Source organism: Vibrio porteresiae DSM 19223 (assembly GCF_024347055.1).
In the GTDB taxonomy this organism is placed as follows: Bacteria; Pseudomonadota; Gammaproteobacteria; order Enterobacterales; family Vibrionaceae; genus Vibrio; species Vibrio porteresiae.
The window spans coordinates 260,961-277,350 of sequence record NZ_AP024896.1; the positions used below are offsets into that span (position 1 = coordinate 260,961).

At 45.7% G+C, this 16,390-nt stretch carries 19 protein-coding genes; 9 read left to right on the plus strand and 10 right to left on the minus strand.

Features of this window, described 5'->3' with window-relative positions:
• Positions 1-37 precede the first annotated feature (37 nt).
• From OCV11_RS17760 to OCV11_RS17770, 3 genes are all read left to right on the plus strand, one after another.
• On the plus strand, positions 38-1,912 hold the full coding sequence (locus tag OCV11_RS17760) for a DUF294 nucleotidyltransferase-like domain-containing protein (RefSeq protein ID WP_261897359.1): 1,875 nt from the start codon (positions 38-40) through the stop codon (positions 1,910-1,912).
• A gap of 2 nt (positions 1,913-1,914) precedes the next feature.
• Complete coding sequence (locus OCV11_RS17765) at positions 1,915-2,628, plus strand: exonuclease domain-containing protein (protein WP_261897360.1); 714 nt, start codon at positions 1,915-1,917, stop codon at positions 2,626-2,628.
• Positions 2,629-2,803: 175 nt separating this feature from the next.
• Complete coding sequence (locus OCV11_RS17770) at positions 2,804-3,412, plus strand: 2OG-Fe(II) oxygenase (RefSeq protein ID WP_261897361.1); 609 nt, start codon at positions 2,804-2,806, stop codon at positions 3,410-3,412.
• A gap of 206 nt (positions 3,413-3,618) precedes the next feature.
• Here OCV11_RS17770 and speG read toward each other — a convergent pair whose 3' ends face one another.
• From speG to OCV11_RS17800, 6 genes are all read right to left on the minus strand, one after another.
• Positions 3,619-4,146 (minus strand): spermidine N1-acetyltransferase, encoded by a 528-nt coding sequence (gene speG, locus OCV11_RS17775; protein ID WP_261897362.1) that lies wholly within the window; start codon positions 4,144-4,146, stop codon positions 3,619-3,621.
• Positions 4,147-4,159: 13 nt separating this feature from the next.
• Positions 4,160-4,555, minus strand: coding sequence for a DUF2391 family protein (locus OCV11_RS17780; protein ID WP_261897363.1), 396 nt, complete (start codon positions 4,553-4,555; stop codon positions 4,160-4,162).
• Between the two features lie 73 nt (positions 4,556-4,628).
• Positions 4,629-4,862 (minus strand): hypothetical protein, encoded by a 234-nt coding sequence (locus OCV11_RS17785; protein ID WP_261897364.1) that lies wholly within the window; start codon positions 4,860-4,862, stop codon positions 4,629-4,631.
• A gap of 147 nt (positions 4,863-5,009) precedes the next feature.
• The gene (locus OCV11_RS17790; protein WP_261897365.1) at positions 5,010-5,492 is read right to left on the minus strand and encodes an acyl-CoA thioesterase; all 483 of its coding nucleotides are present in this window, start codon (positions 5,490-5,492) and stop codon (positions 5,010-5,012) included.
• A gap of 175 nt (positions 5,493-5,667) precedes the next feature.
• Positions 5,668-6,429, minus strand: coding sequence for a DeoR/GlpR family transcriptional regulator (locus OCV11_RS17795; protein ID WP_261897366.1), 762 nt, complete (start codon positions 6,427-6,429; stop codon positions 5,668-5,670).
• Between the two features lie 140 nt (positions 6,430-6,569).
• Positions 6,570-7,469 (minus strand): DMT family transporter, encoded by a 900-nt coding sequence (locus OCV11_RS17800; protein WP_261897367.1) that lies wholly within the window; start codon positions 7,467-7,469, stop codon positions 6,570-6,572.
• Positions 7,470-7,568: 99 nt separating this feature from the next.
• Between OCV11_RS17800 and OCV11_RS17805 the strand changes: the two genes are divergently transcribed.
• Positions 7,569-8,357 carry an AraC family transcriptional regulator gene (locus OCV11_RS17805; protein ID WP_261897368.1) on the plus strand — a complete coding sequence of 263 codons (789 nt, stop codon included), beginning with the start codon at positions 7,569-7,571 and terminating at the stop codon, positions 8,355-8,357.
• Here the strand turns inward: OCV11_RS17805 and OCV11_RS17810 are convergent.
• The gene (locus tag OCV11_RS17810) at positions 8,352-9,272 is read right to left on the minus strand and encodes a M14 family metallopeptidase (protein WP_261897369.1); all 921 of its coding nucleotides are present in this window, start codon (positions 9,270-9,272) and stop codon (positions 8,352-8,354) included. The two genes, OCV11_RS17805 and OCV11_RS17810, sit on opposite strands and share 6 nt — an antisense overlap.
• 219 nt (positions 9,273-9,491) lie before the next feature.
• Here OCV11_RS17810 and OCV11_RS17815 point away from each other — a divergent pair, with 219 nt between their 5' ends.
• The 3 genes from OCV11_RS17815 to OCV11_RS17825 all read left to right on the plus strand — a co-directional run bounded on the left by OCV11_RS17815 (position 9,492) and on the right by OCV11_RS17825 (position 12,362).
• A complete protein-coding gene (locus OCV11_RS17815) occupies positions 9,492-10,415 on the plus strand; it encodes a DUF808 domain-containing protein (protein WP_261897370.1) in 924 nt (307 codons plus the stop codon).
• Between the two features lie 180 nt (positions 10,416-10,595).
• Positions 10,596-11,768 (plus strand): 23S rRNA (uracil(747)-C(5))-methyltransferase RlmC, encoded by a 1,173-nt coding sequence (gene rlmC / locus OCV11_RS17820; protein ID WP_261897950.1) that lies wholly within the window; start codon positions 10,596-10,598, stop codon positions 11,766-11,768.
• Between the two features lie 261 nt (positions 11,769-12,029).
• Positions 12,030-12,362, plus strand: coding sequence for a PBPRA1643 family SWIM/SEC-C metal-binding motif protein (locus tag OCV11_RS17825; protein ID WP_261897371.1), 333 nt, complete (start codon positions 12,030-12,032; stop codon positions 12,360-12,362).
• 81 nt (positions 12,363-12,443) lie between these two features.
• Here OCV11_RS17825 and OCV11_RS17830 read toward each other — a convergent pair whose 3' ends face one another.
• The gene (locus OCV11_RS17830) at positions 12,444-12,695 is read right to left on the minus strand and encodes a DUF2999 domain-containing protein (protein ID WP_261897372.1); all 252 of its coding nucleotides are present in this window, start codon (positions 12,693-12,695) and stop codon (positions 12,444-12,446) included.
• A gap of 77 nt (positions 12,696-12,772) precedes the next feature.
• Entirely contained in the window at positions 12,773-13,345 is a 573-nt protein-coding gene (locus OCV11_RS17835) for a TetR/AcrR family transcriptional regulator (protein WP_261897373.1), read from the minus strand.
• Between the two features lie 116 nt (positions 13,346-13,461).
• Between OCV11_RS17835 and OCV11_RS17840 the strand changes: the two genes are divergently transcribed.
• The gene (locus tag OCV11_RS17840; RefSeq protein WP_261897374.1) at positions 13,462-14,268 is read left to right on the plus strand and encodes an SDR family NAD(P)-dependent oxidoreductase; all 807 of its coding nucleotides are present in this window, start codon (positions 13,462-13,464) and stop codon (positions 14,266-14,268) included.
• 23 nt (positions 14,269-14,291) lie between these two features.
• Here OCV11_RS17840 and OCV11_RS17845 read toward each other — a convergent pair whose 3' ends face one another.
• Entirely contained in the window at positions 14,292-15,194 is a 903-nt protein-coding gene (locus OCV11_RS17845) for a LysR family transcriptional regulator (protein WP_261897375.1), read from the minus strand.
• 107 nt (positions 15,195-15,301) lie between these two features.
• Here OCV11_RS17845 and OCV11_RS17850 point away from each other — a divergent pair, with 107 nt between their 5' ends.
• Entirely contained in the window at positions 15,302-16,354 is a 1,053-nt protein-coding gene (locus OCV11_RS17850) for an MBL fold metallo-hydrolase (protein ID WP_261897376.1), read from the plus strand.
• Positions 16,355-16,390: the final 36 nt, after the last annotated feature.

Genomic DNA, 16,390 nt, shown 5'->3' on the forward strand with positions numbered 1-16,390 from the left:
GGTTTTATTGAAACGCTGTTTTGATTTGGAGATTATCTTGGGATCCTCGTTAACCCCTAATATTTATGATTTTCTAATTCGCTTGGACCCATTTGACAAGTTGCCACAAGAGATGGTGCTCGCGTTATCAGGGCAGGTGAAAGTACGTTATCTTGCCAAAGGTGAGCGGATTGAATTTAGTGCGCTTTGTCATGACCGATACCTCTATATTATTCGCACCGGAGCTATCGAACAGCGTCGCCGCGATGGGCAGTTACGTGCTCGTTTAGGGGCGGAAGACCAATTTGGTTTCACTTTTTTAGATCCGCTTAAAGATTCCGAAGATGGCTACCAAGCTGAGGCGATTGAAGACGCGCTGCTTTATCTCATCCCCCATGAGCAAGTGCAAAATATCTGCCAGCGACATCCTGAATTCGCCGACTATTTTGCTTCTCAAGCGAAATTCCGTTTAACGTCTGCGGTGGATTACGCGTGCCGTGAAGAAGAGAAAGGGCTGTTTTATCGTCGTGTTGAAGAGATCGCCAGTGAAAACATCACTATAGTCGATCCTGAAACACCGATTCGTACCGTTGCGGAACTGATGTGCGGAAACGATAAGCGTAGCCATAGTTCTTGTGCAGCGGTGATGGATCAAGGTGAGTTGGTTGGGATCGTCACCGATCGTGATATGACACGCTCTGTCGTGGCGAAAGGTGTGGATACCGCGTCACCCATAAAATTGGTGATGACACTGAATCCTCAATTGATCCACGCCGATGACAAAGTCATTCAAGCCATCTCGGTGATGTTGCAATACAACATTCGCTGCTTGCCTGTGGTTAAAGGCAAAGAGGTGGTTGGCCTACTGACAACCTCCCATCTTGTGCACAACCATAAAACTCAAGCGCTGTTTTTGATTGAGAAAATCAAATACGCGAGCACGGTCGAAGCGCTAGCCGCGTTGAAAGAAGAGCGGATCAGTATTTTCCAATCGCTAGTAGAAAGTGGCATCAGCGCCGAAATTCAAGGTCGCGTGATGTCAATGATCATGGACGCCTTTACGCGCCGTTTGCTGCAAATTACCGAAGAGCTGCTCGGTCCTGCGCCTTGTGATTATGCTTGGGTGGTGGCCGGTTCACATGCGCGTAATGAAGTACATGTGTTGTCGGATCAAGACAGTGCGTTAGTGCTGTCTGATGAGATGAAGCCAGAATATGAACTCTATTTCCGCCATCTTGCTATGCGGGTGTGTAATGGTTTAGAAGCCTGCGGTTATCCGCTGTGTGATGGCAAATACATGGCCGCTTCACCGAAATGGTGTCAACCACTGAGTGTTTGGAAAGAGTATTACCGTAAATGGGTAGCGAGCCCTGAATACAATAAGCTTTTGAGTATCAGTGTCTTTTTAGAAACTCGTGCGATTTATGGCAATACTGAGCTGGTGGATCAAATGCAGCGTCACTTGCATGATTGCTTGCAAAAAAGCAGTCAGTTTTTACCGGCCTTGGTCAAAGATGCCATCGATACCCAGCCACCGTTGGGCATCTTCAACAACTTAGTGCTCGAAAAAGGCGGCGATAACAGTAAGACACTGAATATCAAAAAATATGCGCTGAACTTGATCATCGATTTAGCCCGTATTTTCTCGCTGTCGGCGGGCGGTTCCATGACCGGGACGGAGGAGCGTTTTCAGTACGCTGCAGCCCATGGTGCAATGTCGGATGACAGCTGCCAGAACATTATTGGCGCGTACAAATTCATCACTCAAGTTCGTTTTCAGCACCAATTGCAGGCTCTCAAAGAAGGCCGTACACCAGACAATCATATTGCACCGGATAGTTTTAGTAGCTTTGAACGTAAGCATTTAAAAGATGCATTCAAAATCATCAGTGAGTTACAAGATGTCGCGAAACTGCGCTTCTTGAAGGGGTAGCTATGTTACAAGCAATCAAACGTCATTTCAGTCCTATTCACCGTATTTACCAATACCATGAGTTGGGAGCACAAAGAGGCGATTGGCCAGAGGGGCTAGCCCATTTTTTTGCTACGCCGTTACCCGATGTGAAGGAGTTTATCGGTGAATTGTCGCTGTTGGCGTTTGATTTTGAAACCTCAGGTGTGGACGCGCAACACGATCAGATTTTGAGTATCGGTTGGGTGCCTTTAGCTCAGCAAACCATTGATATTGGCGCCAGTGAAGAGCTGTTTGTGCGTCACACTGAATACGTTAATGCCCGCTCGGCTGAGATTCATCAATTGACGCCTCATGCGTTAGCTAACGGCATCGAACTTGACCAAGCGATGGATCAACTCTTTGCCCAACTCGCGGGTAAAGTGGCCTTGGTGCATGGCGCTTCCATCGAGAAAGCGTTTATTGATCACTATATGCAAACGCGTTTTGGTTTTGAGTGCCTGCCTTGCTTGTGGGTGGATACGTTAATGATTGAGAAAGAGCTCACTTTTTCTGGAAAAACTCACGCTCATACCAGTTTACAGCTCAGTGATTTGCGCGCAGATTATCGGTTACCGAATTACACCGCTCATTCGGCAGGGATCGATGCGTTAGCGACTGCTGAGTTATTGATAGCCCAGCTTAAAACCATTTTTAAAGGCCATTCTCCTCGCCTAGAAAAATTAATTTGTCGCTAATTTCCAACATCGCGTAACGCCTTTGATTTATTGACAAATAACACTTTGATTCTATGGAACTAATTTGTTTCAAAATTTCGATTAGTAATTTTTGTCAATAGGATTATGGTTACGAGTTGTGGGGAGGCTTAACGCTCGCTATAAACCGCTTTTTCGTCGTTTTGGAGTGTAAAGTATGTCGTTAGATAAACTGATGACTGCTATTGCTGATCAAGGTTGGTACGTTTGGGATGATTTCCTGACGACGCAACAAGTTCGTGAGTTACGTGAGACCATTCCTGCCAATTGGAATAAAGCTAAAATTGGCCGTAATGATGACGCTCATCGTGATAGTGAACGTCGTAGTGACAAAATTCAGTGGTTGAAGACCGATATGGGTCTGCCAGTGCAGGACTATCTCGAAAGGATGGAGCAGATTCGACTGCAAGTGAACCGTGAATTTTTCTTAGGCTTGTTTGAGTACGAAGCGCATTTTGCTAAATACGAAGCCGGTGATTTCTATGAAAAACACTACGACTCTTTTCAAGGTAATACCAACCGTCGACTGACGACTGTTTTCTATCTAAATGAAAATTGGACGGAGGAAAACGGTGGCGAGCTTAAAATCTACGATAAACAAGATAGGTTGATTGATACACTTGCACCTCAAGCTGGGCGATTGATTGTGTTCTTGTCGGAAGAGTTTCCGCATGAAGTGTGTGTTAGCCATGCGCAGCGTTACAGTATCGCTGGATGGTTTCGCATTAACGGTGTGACGGAAGATCGCTTAGATATTGCCCGCTAAATGTGAGGTGGTCTCGGAAGATGAGGGGCGTTGACCCTTAATGATTCTTCGATGCTCGTCGACTGATTGCCAAATCGCTGTTTCCTTCCTGGTAATCATGTTGACCAATACCGCGCTTTATCACTAAAGCGCGGTTTTTTTATCGCTGTGTTTTTATTCTTTTATTGGCTTAATAACCATTCAGTAGTCAATGCAAAGAGATGAAGCTAGTTGTTTCTGATGCGGTTAAGGTAGTCGTTTTGCAAAATGTACATGCGCTTAACGTCTTGATAGCGACCATTAATGAAGAACTCCTGCACCAGATGCCCCTCCTCGACAAAACCACATTTATCATAGAGATGCACTGCTTTTTCATTCTCCACCGCAACGTGTAAGTAGATTTTATGCAGGTTCAAAATAGTGAATGAGTAGTCGAGCGCTTTGTTGATCAGCGTAGTCGCAAAGCGTTTGCCCTGATGGTCCGGTGCAATAATAATTTGGAATTCAGCGCTACGGTGAATGTAGTTAATTTCAATCAGTTCCACTAACCCTACGAGCTCTTTGTTTTCGTTCTCTACCACAAAGCGTCGCTCAGCATTATCGTGGATATGCTTGTTGTAAAGCTCTTCCAACTCGTCGAACGACTCGTAAGGCTCTTCAAACCAATACGCCATAATGTTGCGGTTGTTATTTAAGTCGTGGATAAAGCGTAAGTCACCACGTTCTAAAGCACGTAAACTTAGGGTTGTACTCATAGGCAATTCTCAATTATTCCTTGTCAAAACTATCAACCACAATGGCACCCATTGAGGCTGGCATACTAATTACGATAATCCGTTTTAAAGCGACGATGGGCTCACTCAGTAAAGGCAATTTGTCTAACGACAGTAGAACCAGCGCCACCACGATTGCGGCAATTGAGTAAGCAATAATCACTCGAAAAAAGAACACGGGATATCGATGGTGAATGTTAGATTGAAAAACACTTTGGTAGGCAAATGCGCTTAAAAAGCAGAGAGATAACACCATTAACAGCAGCAAATTAGCTAACGGTAACGTGTTACCTAGTTGCCAGGCTTCTTGAGAGAACGACACTGGAACGGCGAGGGCAAAAGCGCCAACACAGACTTGAATGGCATCTTCGGTATTAAAGCTAAACCGCATCGTTCTATCCTAAACTACTCGTGAATGGGTACTACTTTACCCCAAGCAACGATCGGTTTTCGAGAGCCTAATGTCAAAAGAGTGTCCGCAGATGTTGTAGCAACACAACAGTACTCTCTTCATACAAGGCGACTTTACGAAACAGGTCGGCAAAGTGGGCATCACCGCCAAAGCAGGTGCGAATGTAATGGTTAATTTGTGAAGGTTCGTAACCTTCAACATAAAGAGCTCGTACCCATTGGTACTCAATAGCCTTAGGGTCAGCAAGGCTCGTTTCCGCTAAGGTCACTTTCACAGTTGTTGTCATTCTTGGCTATGGTGTCTCTATCTAGGTTGTTGAATTAGAGCAAAGACTTATTAAATTTAGATGACAGTATTTTGTTGCCCGTCATTCACTTACCTAGCCAAGTTGATTCTACTAACCGTTGCGGCTTTAGATTGAGCCCGCGTTCGATCACGGCTTTTTCACGTGAGCGGCCATCTCTTCGCCAATCTCTTTACGCATATTCATTAAGCGGATGGCCGATTCGCGCAAGAAAATATCATTGGGAGTGACCGGGTTCCATTGGGGCACAGGTGTTGGTTTGCCGTTTTCATCGACAGCCACCATGATCACAATACAGTGCGTTGTTAGCTGTTGATTAACCTCTTTCGGATCGCTGGCTTGCACATCGATGCCGATATGCATAGAGGTGTTGCCGGTGTAGATGATCTTCGCATTCACCTCAACTAAGCTCCCAACCAAGATGGGAGCGACAAAGCGAATGCCTCCAGCATAAGCGGTAATGCAATACTTCTTGCTCCAACCGGCGGCGCAGGCATAAGCCGCCAAATCAATCCATTTCATGACGGCACCGCCATGCACTTTACCACCAAAATTCACGTCGCTAGGCTCGGCCAAAAAGCGCAGCGTAATATCTCGACTTCCATGTTGCATAGCTATTCCCCTGAACTAACACGTTATTTTCAGTATATATGCAAATAAGAAATGAGGCGTAGATTCGCATCAATCCACCAGATATCCGCTAGATTCTTGATGTTTAGACACAGGGATACCGCGTTAAACGCAGGCAAGGTATTGGAAATGACGATGAATCGCGTGGGCTGGGGCGTTACACCACCAACAAATTCACTTCATGTTCGCGGGCAAACAACTCGATCTCTTTGGGCGGTTGTTTGTCTGTGATAATGAGGTCAATGTCGGCGAGAGTGCCGAGTTTTACCATGGCGTTACGACCAAATTTACTGTGGTCGACTCCGAGGAAAACACTGCGGCTGTTTTCGATGATGGCTCGTTTGACGCGCACTTCGTGATAGTCGAAATCCAGCAGTGAACCGTCGAAATCAATGCCACTGATACCTAATATGCCAAAGTCGAGGCGAAATTGAGAGATAAAATCGAGCGTTGCTTCGCCTGTTACTCCACCGTCTTTATTGCGTACTTCACCACCGGCCAAGATGATACTGAAATCTGGCTTACTCATTAGCAGCGTCGCGACGTTTAAGTTGTTAGTAACAATGCGCAGATTGTGGTGACGCGTCATTAACGCGCGCGCAATCGCTTCGGGGGTGGTGCCAATATCGATAAACAAAGTCGCGCCATCGGGAATGTGTTCCACTAAGGCATTGGCGATTTTGTGTTTCTCTTCGAGGAGCAGCACTTGGCGGGTGTGATAAGAAGAGTTTTCCGAACTGGTCGCAATGGTGGCGCCACCGTGGTTACGACGAATTTTGTTCGCGTCAGCCAGCTCATTGAGATCACGGCGAATCGTCTGTGGACTCACTTGAAACTTATCGACCAACTCTTCTGTACTGACAAAACCTTGAGCTTGAACGAGTTCAATGATCTCTTGGTGACGTTTAATTGCTTTCACGGCGCTTCCCTTAACTTGAAACCGTTACAAGTGTACGGCTTAGCGCTTGAAATTCAAACTGTTCTTAATGATTTAGCAAGTAGGGTGTGCGTTACGTCGTATTGCGTTGCGTAACACACACGTTTAACCAAGATGCTGATTTAGGCGTGAGAGACAGGTTGTACGGTTAGCGTGGTGCGACGTTTCACTTTGATTTGTGATAATGCCACACCCGTAATCACCATAAAGCCACCGACAGCGTGGAAAAGGTGCACGGTTTCGCCCAACATCACGGCAGCCAGTGCCACAGCAATTACCGGCAGTAAGTTCATAAACATGGCTGTGGAATCAGCGCCCAATACATCAATGGCTTTAACCCACATCCAAGGAGCAATGACGGATGCGGCTATACCCGCGTAAGCAATGAGTGGCACCGCTTGAGCTGAAGGCAACAGATGTTTGCTGGTTAGCCATAAGGGCGCCAACATCACGAGAGCGCAAAGGCCTTGCAGATAAATCAGTGTCCAGTTGCCAAATGGCATCTTCCATTTTTTCAGTAGCACACAGTAAAACGCATAGACTAAAGCAGCGACCAACATCATCGCATCTCCTTGCGCCAATTTTTGGCGTAAGAAGAAGAACATATCGCCTTTGCCTAGCATATAGGCTAAGCCGAGCAGCGATATTGTCGCGCCAACAATGCTTAGTGTAGAGATGCGTTTTTTGAGCAAAGGCACACTGGCGAAAACGCTAAAAAGCGGAACCAGCGATGAAATCAGCGCCATATTGGAAACGCTCGTGGTTAATCCTGCGTAATAACCAAGCGACTGGTTTAATGCCATACCCAGTAGAGCAAGCATCGCCAGCTGTGGTAAGTGTTTCTTTACGTCCTTCCATTGACGAATCACATGAGGTAAACAGCAAGGTGTGAGAATAACGATCGCCAGTGCCCAGCGATAAAAGCTCATCGCTCCTGGCTCAATCGCAACGGAGGCCATTTTGTTCACAATGGCGTTACCGCTCCAAATGACAACCGTGAGTAATGGAAGTAGATAAATCATGAAAAGACCGGGGTAAAGATGGGATAGCGCAAAGTTTGACAGGTCTTTATAATACTATGTATCTCTAAACAGACATTACGAGCGATAGGAAGACAAAAGGTGAAAAAAAATCTTCGTCATGTACATCCTTCTTTAGGGATCGAGCAGCCACCATCAGACGTATTTATGAATTTCGAAGCGTTTCTCTCCAATACGGAGACTCGAGTTCATAGTCATCCTTGGGGACAAGTGCAGCTTATCTCTGGCGGCATATTAGAGATGGAAGTGGAAGAGACGCGTTTCCTTGCTCCCCCGCATTTGGCAATTTGGGTTCCGGCCGGAGTTAGGCATAAAAGTTACAACCGTAAGCCTTTGGCGTACTGTTCAATCAATATCGCCACGGCGATGACCGAGTCGTTTCCAAGCAAAACGAGCTTGATTAAAGTGACCGCCATCGCCTCTGCTATTGTGGATGATTTTCGCCAGCGCAATATCAATATCGCTAAAGAGAGCCAAGACGTTCGTTTAGTGCAAGTGTTGCTCGATCAATTAGCCACTCAGGAAACAGAGCACCACTTTTTGCCGTCTAGCCATCATAAATATCTCGCGCCTATTTTGGCGGAAGTGGAAGAAAATCCTACCGACAGTACCTCATTGGCACAATGGGCAGAGCAGGTACATACCACTGAGCGTACTTTAGCACGCTGTTGTCAGACCGAGTTGGGGATGAGTTTCACTGAATGGCGTTTGCGGGTGCGTTATCTCTATTCTATGGAGTTACTGCGTAGCGGCCATTCGGTAAAAGAGGTGGCGTTGACATTGGGCTATAACCAAGCCAGCCCCTTTATTGCGATGTTCAAAAAATACTCCGGCCAAACACCGGAGCAATATAAGAACCGCTTGTTATAACTGGGCAAGTACGTAATCAAGTGCACCTTTTACTGCTGCCACTTGTGCGTCGTTACACTCTTGATCGGTTACTTTGTCACTGTCTGGGTAGACTTCGGTGGTCGAACCGTATTGGCAGGTAGTGATGCCGCCACACAGGCCAAGTTTTTTCATGTCATATAAGATGACACCATCTGCAACCACTGATGAGCCAATAATTTCATTGTGTTCGTCAGCTGGGGCAATGTGAGTTACCTTGCGCACTGCTTCAATAATCGCGGTTTGAAACTCGATCTGCGGGTTTTGTTCATCACCAACGGTATAAAATCCATCGGGTATGGTGCCCGCGTCGTATGCGATGCCATCACGCGCGGCGAGGGCAGGGCGAAACTCGGTTTCGTCGGTGTCAGTCGTTTCATGAAGATCCATATGTACCAGCACAGGCTGTGGTAACTGAGCCACTAATGCCATCAAAGCCGCTGACTCTTCTGCTTTGCTGTTAGCGACAAAGTTGCGGTTTGGATCAAGCGCATTGGGGTTCCAACGATTGATGGTTTCGTATCCCCAAGGGCTGACACAAGGTGTTGCGACAATGTTGAAATGCGCTTCGTACAGCTTCGCTTCGGTTGCCAAAAACTGCAGCGCACCATGCACACCACTGGTTTCGTAACCGTGGACTCCACCGGTGATCAACACGGTTGGCTTGTTGTTATCCCATTGACGTGTTTTCAAGCAAAACAGAGGATAGCGGTCGACATCGTATGAAAGCGCGCCGTATTGCGAGAGTTCGAAATGCTGCGCCAGTGCTTGAATCTTTGGCACTACTTCCGCTTGATATTCACGATGGATACGAGTTTGTGCGCGCCATTGCAAACGCTCATTGTCACCCCAAGGAACCCCAGGCTGACCGATAGAACAGTGTGATTGAGTAGACATATTTGTTCCAATTTGAGAAACCATGTTCCAAGAGTAATGAGAGCCGCCTTCAAGTGCAATCTTCCCTTGCGTGAGAACTCGGTGAAATTTTTGCGCAACAACTGACTTCACTCGTGAGTTAATGATAGATTAAGCGAACTTGAAGGATGACTCGCCACTTATGGCAGGCTTTTTTCTTGGACAACCGCAAAATATAAACAACGATAATGAGATTTCAGTATGGCAGGTGCGAGTTTACTCACTCTATTAGATGATATTGCAACAGTGCTCGATGATGTTGCAGTCATGTCCAAAGTGGCAGCAAAGAAAACCGCAGGGGTATTAGGCGACGACTTAGCGCTCAACGCGCAACAAGTGTCGGGTGTTTCTGCAGAACGTGAAATTCCAGTGGTGCTAGCGGTGGCAAAAGGGTCACTGCGCAATAAATGCATTTTAGTACCCGCCGCACTTATCATTAGTGCTTTTGCCCCTTGGCTCATTATGCCTATGTTGATGTTAGGCGGCTTGTACCTCTGTTTTGAAGGTTCGGAAAAGGTGATTGAAAAGCTGTTTCACAGCCACGAATCTAAGCCTTCCATCGAAGAGAAGGTCGCCGAGCTCGAAAATGTCGATATGAAAGAGTACGAAAATCGCAAAGTGAAAGGCGCGATTCGTACCGATTTTATTCTCTCTGCAGAGATCATTGTGATTGCCCTGGGCACAGTGCAAGGTGACGCCAATATTCTTGATCAACTGATTGTGGTTAGCTTTATCGCATTCATCATGACCATTGGTGTTTATGGCATCGTGGCTGGGATTGTTAAACTTGATGACCTTGGCTTCTACCTCAATCGTCGCTCTCAAGGTAAAGGCGTGATTTCGGTGATTGGTGAAGGCCTAATTAACTTTGCGCCTAAATTAATGAAACTGCTAACGGTGGTTGGCACAATTGCCATGTTTTTGGTCGGTGGTGGCATCGTGGTGCACAATGTGCCGATGTTACACCACGGTGTTGAAGCGCTGCTGGGGCATTTTGAAACTCTTCCTGGTGCTGACGCGATTGGTAATCCGCTACTCAATGGCATTATCGGTTTGTTGGCTGGCTGCATTTTGGTAGCGGTGATGAATCTGGTGAACTGGGCTCGTCATGGGCGAAGTGAATAATCTTTACTATCATTACCCATTGAAAGGAGAGCGCAGCTCTCCTTTTTGTTTGGGTTCTATTTGCTCATTAAGCTGCAATGAAGTGTGACTTCAAGCGCCGCTTCCATTATTATGCACCGCACTGTTGACTTGCTAGCACAGCAAGCCATCTCCGATATTCATTTAGCTACCAGACACACTATGCATTGCGAACATTTCATTCAAAAACGTTGTTCTTCTTGTCATCACTGCATGACCGATTACGCTGAGCAGGTTGAGCGTAAAGATCAACAGCTGAAAATCCAGTTTTCCTCATGGGCTCACCTCGATACCGATAAGGGAAATGACAATGAATCCAGCAGCATTACGTGGTTAAAGCCGGTAGCAAGTGCTGATAGTGCCTTTCGCAACAAAGCAAAAATGGTGGTATCGGGTGCTGCGCATCAGCCAATTTTGGGGTTACCTGCCACTCAAGGTAAAGAGGCACTATCGCTGGTCGACTGCCCTTTGTACCCCAAGCCGATGCAAGAGATCCTCATCTATCTACAAGATTGGATTCGTCGCGCTGGTATTCCCCCTTACAACGTTGCTAAAAAGAAAGGCGAGCTGAAATTTTTGCTGTTGACGCAAGCGCAAAAACCCGAGCAATACATGCTGCGTTTTGTGCTGCGCTCTACCCAAGCGCTGCCTCGGATTGAAAATAATCTAGCGGAATTGCAAGCACGTTTTCCGAATATTCAGGTGATTTCGGCTAACATCCAGCCAGTGCATATGGCGCGTTTGGAAGGGGATGAAGAGATTTTCCTAACCGAAAAACAGAGCATTACTGAAACGTTTAATGACGTTCCGCTCGTGATTCGCCCGAAAAGCTTTTTCCAAACTAACCCGCAAGTAGCGGAGCAACTGTATGCGACGGCGCGTGAGTGGGTGCGCGAAATCAAACCGAATCACATGTGGGATCTGTTCTGCGGTGTGGGCGGCTTTGCGTTGCATTGTGCTAGCCCTGACACCTCAGTTACTGGTATTGAAATCGAACCAGAGGCGATTGCCAGCGCGCAATATTCTGCCAATCAAATGGGGCTAACGAATTTAAGTTTTGCCGCTCTCGATTCTGCACAATATTCGCAAGGACAAGAGCAAGCACCGCAAGTGGTGCTGGTTAACCCACCTCGCCGCGGTTTGGGCAAAGCATTAACCGATCGTTTGGAAGCGCTAGCACCACCGTACATCATCTACTCAAGCTGTAACCCAGATACCATGAAAGAAGACATTCAAGGCATGAGTCACTATCGTCTTGAACGCATGAAATGGTTTGATATGTTCCCGCACACCGACCACGTTGAAGCAATGGGGCTGTTAGTGAGAAAGTCTTAACCGCACTGTGGTGAGTTTTACCGTGAGAGTTTAGTAAGGAGCCCCAGTGGCGCTTTTTGTTTGCCTGTTCTCCATGACCATTATCTTGGTACATAGTGACGCATGGCTGAGTGCCTCAGTGTTCATCAAGGGGGCAATAGTCAGCGCCGGTGGTTTTTCTATCGTTAATGCGGGCAGATGATAGGAACTTCTTTATCAATTGCTAAACTCCCGTATAATCGCTGCCCAATTACACCACTCCAACCTATCAGTGAGTTGCACATGTCCAAATTATTCTTTAAAGGCCGTATCGATCCTCGAGAAAACTACGTCGGTTCTGGCTATAACGTAAATCGTGATGTAAAAGCAGGCACTGAAGAAGCGCCAATCAATGTTGTTGTTCAAACTGAAGCGCGTAAAGCAGAGATCGAAGCTTTGGTTGCTGAGCACTCAATCGTGGCGCATGTGGTTGTCGATGCGGATCAAGCAGAGAACACCATTGAATTGGATACGCTATTAAATAAGCCAAAAACTATCACTTTCGAAAAAACGCCAAACCGTAATGACCCATGCAGTTGCGGCAGCGGTAAAAAGTACAAGAAGTGCTGTGCTTAAGAGCATAATTATCAATATAAAAGCCGCTCAGTGTCAGGCACTGAGCGGCTTTTATTCATTCTGGGTAATGGATAAACCCAACTATTTTTGCATTTTCGCTTGAGCTTCAACCACTTTTGAAAAATCAAGACCTAGCTCAGTTACGGCTTCTTTAATCAAGGTTGGGTTTTGCATTACTTGACCAATTAACTGTTGGAGCTGTTCTTGTGGCAAACCAAGTTGGCTGATGGTAGCCATTGCGGCTAGAGGATTTGATGTCAATGCAACAAACACCTCTTTGATCTGTGCGTCGCTAATATTGTTTTCTTTTAACATCGCAATAATAGGGTTCATAACTCTACCTTTCCACTACTGAGTAAACGAGGGCACAGTCTAGCATTAGACGCAAAGTAGTGGTACTAAGCACGACGTTATTCCTCATCGGGTGCTGCTGATTCGCTGCTTTTCTCTTCACCGAAAATCTGATGTAAACAAGCCGTCAAGATTTCATCGGCAAGAGGCGAGTTCTTAGGACAAGATCTCGCTAACGTAATTGCGCCCACCATTTGAGAAAAAAGAGCGATATTTTTTTCTCGTTCAGCGGGGCTATTCACACTTAGAGATTGGATCACCGCTTCTAATCCTGTTTCAAACAATGTCTTAACTGAATCGTCTTGACGTGCAGCATCATGGCTAAGCGCGGCAAATACACAGCCAGTTCCGGTGTTATCACGATGCTCTGGTGATAAATAGCGTTTGATGAACTCTTCTTTATTAAGTGTTATCTTTTTTTCTTTTGTTCGCTCAAAACAAAGTGCGGTGGCTTCGACCATCAAATCGGTTTTGGAGGCGAAGTTCTTATAGAAGCCGCCAGCAGTAAATCCCGCTTCTGCCATTAAATCTGCAACGCCAATCCCGTTATAGCCATTTTCCCGAAAGAGCTTAGCTGATGTTTCAACGATATGGGCGCGGTTTGCTTCCGCTTGCTGCTTAGATACTCTCATTGGGAAACCTTACTAAAAATCTGCTTACAGTATATATAGATTATTCTCATCATCAAAACTTGAGTGTTTTGGATTTCGATCGTAATCTAATTGAAATCTAAAAAAAGGAAGTCATTATGTCTACCATAACCATACCTACAACAGATAACTCAGTCACTAAAGTTCTTGTTACTGGGGCCTCTCGCGGCATAGGTGCTACTTATGCTAAACGCTTTGCTCAACGTGGCTATTCACTGGTGCTTGTCGCTCGTTCCGAAGAAAAATTGACGCAAGTCGCGGCGGATATTCGTGAAGAGACCGGTGTTAACGTGGAAATTATGCCAGCGGACCTTACCCTCGCGGCTGATATTGCGCGTGTGGCTGAAAAGCTTAAAAACGATACACAGATTGAGATTCTGGTGAACAATGCGGGCTTAGCTCAACGTGGCAATTTTACGCAGCAAACACCGGAATTGATTAGTGAACTGATTCAATTAAACGTTAATGCTTTAACCCAATTAGCAGCTGCAGTCGCTGCACGCTTTGTTGCACAAGGCAAAGGGTCGATCATCAATATTGGCTCGATAGTAGGGTTAGCGCCAGAGTTTGGCGCAACGCTTTACGGAGCATCAAAAGCGTATGTGCAGTTTTTGTCGCAAAGCCTGCATCAAGAGTTGTCGCCAAGTGGCGTCTACGTTCAAGCGGTTCTGCCTGCGGCAACGCGCACCGATATTTGGGCTTACTCAGGTATTGATGTGAATACGTTGCCAGAAGTGATGGAAGTTGCAGATTTGGTGGATGCCGCCTTAGTTGGTTTTGATCGTAAAGAGACTGTGACGATTCCACCATTACACGCACCAGAGTGTTGGGATGAACTGCAGGCTGCGCGTATGGCGCTGCTCGGTGGTTTAAAACAAGATGAGCCTGCAGCTCGATATAAATAGATATTTGAGCGAATTCATCATAACTATTTATCCCAAGGGGCTATATCTCCACCAAATCGGGACACCAAAAAATCGACTAATAGGCGCAATTTTAGTGGCTGATATTGACGAGATAAGTAGACAGCGTGAATACCTAAAACTTCGGGTTGTTCGTGGGGTAATAGTGGTACTAAGTCTCCGTTCGTAATTCGCTCATTGATATAGAAAGTGGGGAGCATGCCTATGCCTGCCCCACTTAATACGGCTCGACAAATAGCATTAGTTTCATTGCTTTGAAAATGTGGGTTGATCGGAATTTCAATGACATCTTTACCTCGAATGAAACGATAATTTCTATGAAAGCCAGAGCTATTGGTGATGCAGTAATGGTTACGTAAATCTTCTAAGTTACGTGGAACCCCATGCTTGCGAATATATTTCGGGGCTGCACATAGAACGGAATAACATTTGGCTAGCGGGCGAGCAATTAAGCTTTCATCGAGAGTGTTGGTTATTCTGATGGCTAAATCAATGCGGTCATCAACAAGGCTATCAAGGTGATGGCCCACATGAAGGACGATATCAATATTTGGATACAAATGCTGAAAATCGACCAGCGCCATTCCTAGTTGGGCATCTGAAAAGGTTCCTGAAGCGGCCACCCGTAATACTCCAGATGGCGTATTGCTGTGTTCTTGAGCGATGTTTCTGGCGTTTTCAACGCTGAATAGTATTTCTTTACATTGCGGCAAAGTAGCAAATCCGGCTTCAGTTAAGCTGATCTTTCGTGTTGTTCGATGCAATAATCGGGTACCAAACCATTCTTCCATAGAAGATAAATAGCGACTCACCATCGCTGTAGACATGCCAAGTTTTTCGGCAGCCTTGGTCAAGCTCCCCACTTCTGCAATTTCAATAAAGACTTCGACAGCGGTTAAACGATCCATTATTTCAATCCACGCAATAATCAATTGACTGGAATGGAATTTATCAAAAGTAATAACCTCTATACAGTGACACGCGTTATAACATTCAGATTTATAAGGTTATTGTTATGAGAAAATCCCCCAGATTTGGTTATTCAGTTATTTTTACTGGATTGTTGGCTCTCTCTGCTAATGCGATGGGTGCAGTAAAAGAAGCGCCTTCAACGGTGAACGCGAAATATGTCACACCGTCATCGACTCAGGTACTCACACCTGGAGAGAAAGTGGCAAACTTATTTACCCTGAATATGAAAACACCTTATGTTTTGCAGCGTGTAACGCAAAGAACCTATTGGTATGAGTCCGGGTTTTACGCCACGCTATTTTATGTGGGTGATAAAGGCGTAATGCTGTTTGACCCTCTAGAAGAACGAGCTGACAAAATTCTGCAGGCGATTAGGCAAGTAACGGATAAACCAATTAATACCATAGTGTACTCACATGATCATGGTGACCATATTGGTTCTACCGCAGCGCTTTTACAGTTACTCGTAAAGACACAGAACACAAAGCCTGAGATTATTGCGTCCCAAGCAACAGCGGACAAAATGCAGCTGCTTGATAGTCAATTGCCCCGACCAACGAAAGTCATTTCTTGGCCAAATGGTTCATTTACATTCGAGAACCTCACAGTACAAATGTATGGTTTTGAACATGCTGCCCATACAGATGACCATTCTGCGTGGTTGTTGGTCGGCGAACATGTACTGCATGCTCCTGATTTACTTAATCCAGACCAACCTCCATTTTGGAATTTTGGCGGCTCAGAGCGCTTCACATTTTTAGTACAAAACCTAGAACAAGCAAATGGGTTAGATTGGACGTATTTTAGTGGTGGGCATGGCAATATTGGTTCTCATGCAGACTTTGCTTTTTATCTACAGTTTATTGCCGATTTGAAATCGGCTGTCGCCAATGCAATGCAAAAAGTACCGTTCGGCTTCGGTGTGAAAATGGATCAGATCAACGCACACACAGTGATGCTACCTGCTTGGTATGGTGAAATTTCTCGACTGGCAACAGAAGAGCTTCGCCCCAAATATGGTCAGTACTATGGGTTTGAAACTGCGACGTTAGCTAATGCTGAAATGGTTGCAGAGTATTTGTATAGTTATCGCTAACTATTGAATTATTGATAAATAAAAAGGAGAGCCTTT

Excerpts from the sequence above, each read along its gene's own strand:
- OCV11_RS17780 (WP_261897363.1), bottom strand. The coding sequence starts at position 4,555 with ATGCGGTTTAGCTTTAATACCGAAGATGCCATTCAAGTCTGTGTTGGC.
- OCV11_RS17845 (WP_261897375.1), bottom strand. The coding sequence starts at position 15,194 with ATGGATCGTTTAACCGCTGTCGAAGTCTTTATTGAAATTGCAGAAGTG.
- OCV11_RS17790 (WP_261897365.1), bottom strand. The coding sequence starts at position 5,492 with ATGCAACATGGAAGTCGAGATATTACGCTGCGCTTTTTGGCCGAGCCT.
- OCV11_RS17840 (WP_261897374.1), top strand. The coding sequence starts at position 13,462 with ATGTCTACCATAACCATACCTACAACAGATAACTCAGTCACTAAAGTT.
- OCV11_RS17800 (WP_261897367.1), bottom strand. The coding sequence starts at position 7,469 with ATGATTTATCTACTTCCATTACTCACGGTTGTCATTTGGAGCGGTAAC.
- OCV11_RS17810 (WP_261897369.1), bottom strand. The coding sequence starts at position 9,272 with ATGTCTACTCAATCACACTGTTCTATCGGTCAGCCTGGGGTTCCTTGG.
- rlmC (WP_261897950.1), top strand. The coding sequence starts at position 10,596 with ATGCATTGCGAACATTTCATTCAAAAACGTTGTTCTTCTTGTCATCAC.
- OCV11_RS17765 (WP_261897360.1), top strand. The coding sequence starts at position 1,915 with ATGTTACAAGCAATCAAACGTCATTTCAGTCCTATTCACCGTATTTAC.
- OCV11_RS17825 (WP_261897371.1), top strand. The coding sequence starts at position 12,030 with ATGTCCAAATTATTCTTTAAAGGCCGTATCGATCCTCGAGAAAACTAC.
- OCV11_RS17835 (WP_261897373.1), bottom strand. The coding sequence starts at position 13,345 with ATGAGAGTATCTAAGCAGCAAGCGGAAGCAAACCGCGCCCATATCGTT.
- OCV11_RS17815 (WP_261897370.1), top strand. The coding sequence starts at position 9,492 with ATGGCAGGTGCGAGTTTACTCACTCTATTAGATGATATTGCAACAGTG.
- OCV11_RS17830 (WP_261897372.1), bottom strand. The coding sequence starts at position 12,695 with ATGAACCCTATTATTGCGATGTTAAAAGAAAACAATATTAGCGACGCA.
- OCV11_RS17785 (WP_261897364.1), bottom strand. The coding sequence starts at position 4,862 with ATGACAACAACTGTGAAAGTGACCTTAGCGGAAACGAGCCTTGCTGAC.
- OCV11_RS17770 (WP_261897361.1), top strand. The coding sequence starts at position 2,804 with ATGTCGTTAGATAAACTGATGACTGCTATTGCTGATCAAGGTTGGTAC.
- OCV11_RS17850 (WP_261897376.1), top strand. The coding sequence starts at position 15,302 with ATGAGAAAATCCCCCAGATTTGGTTATTCAGTTATTTTTACTGGATTG.
- speG (WP_261897362.1), bottom strand. The coding sequence starts at position 4,146 with ATGAGTACAACCCTAAGTTTACGTGCTTTAGAACGTGGTGACTTACGC.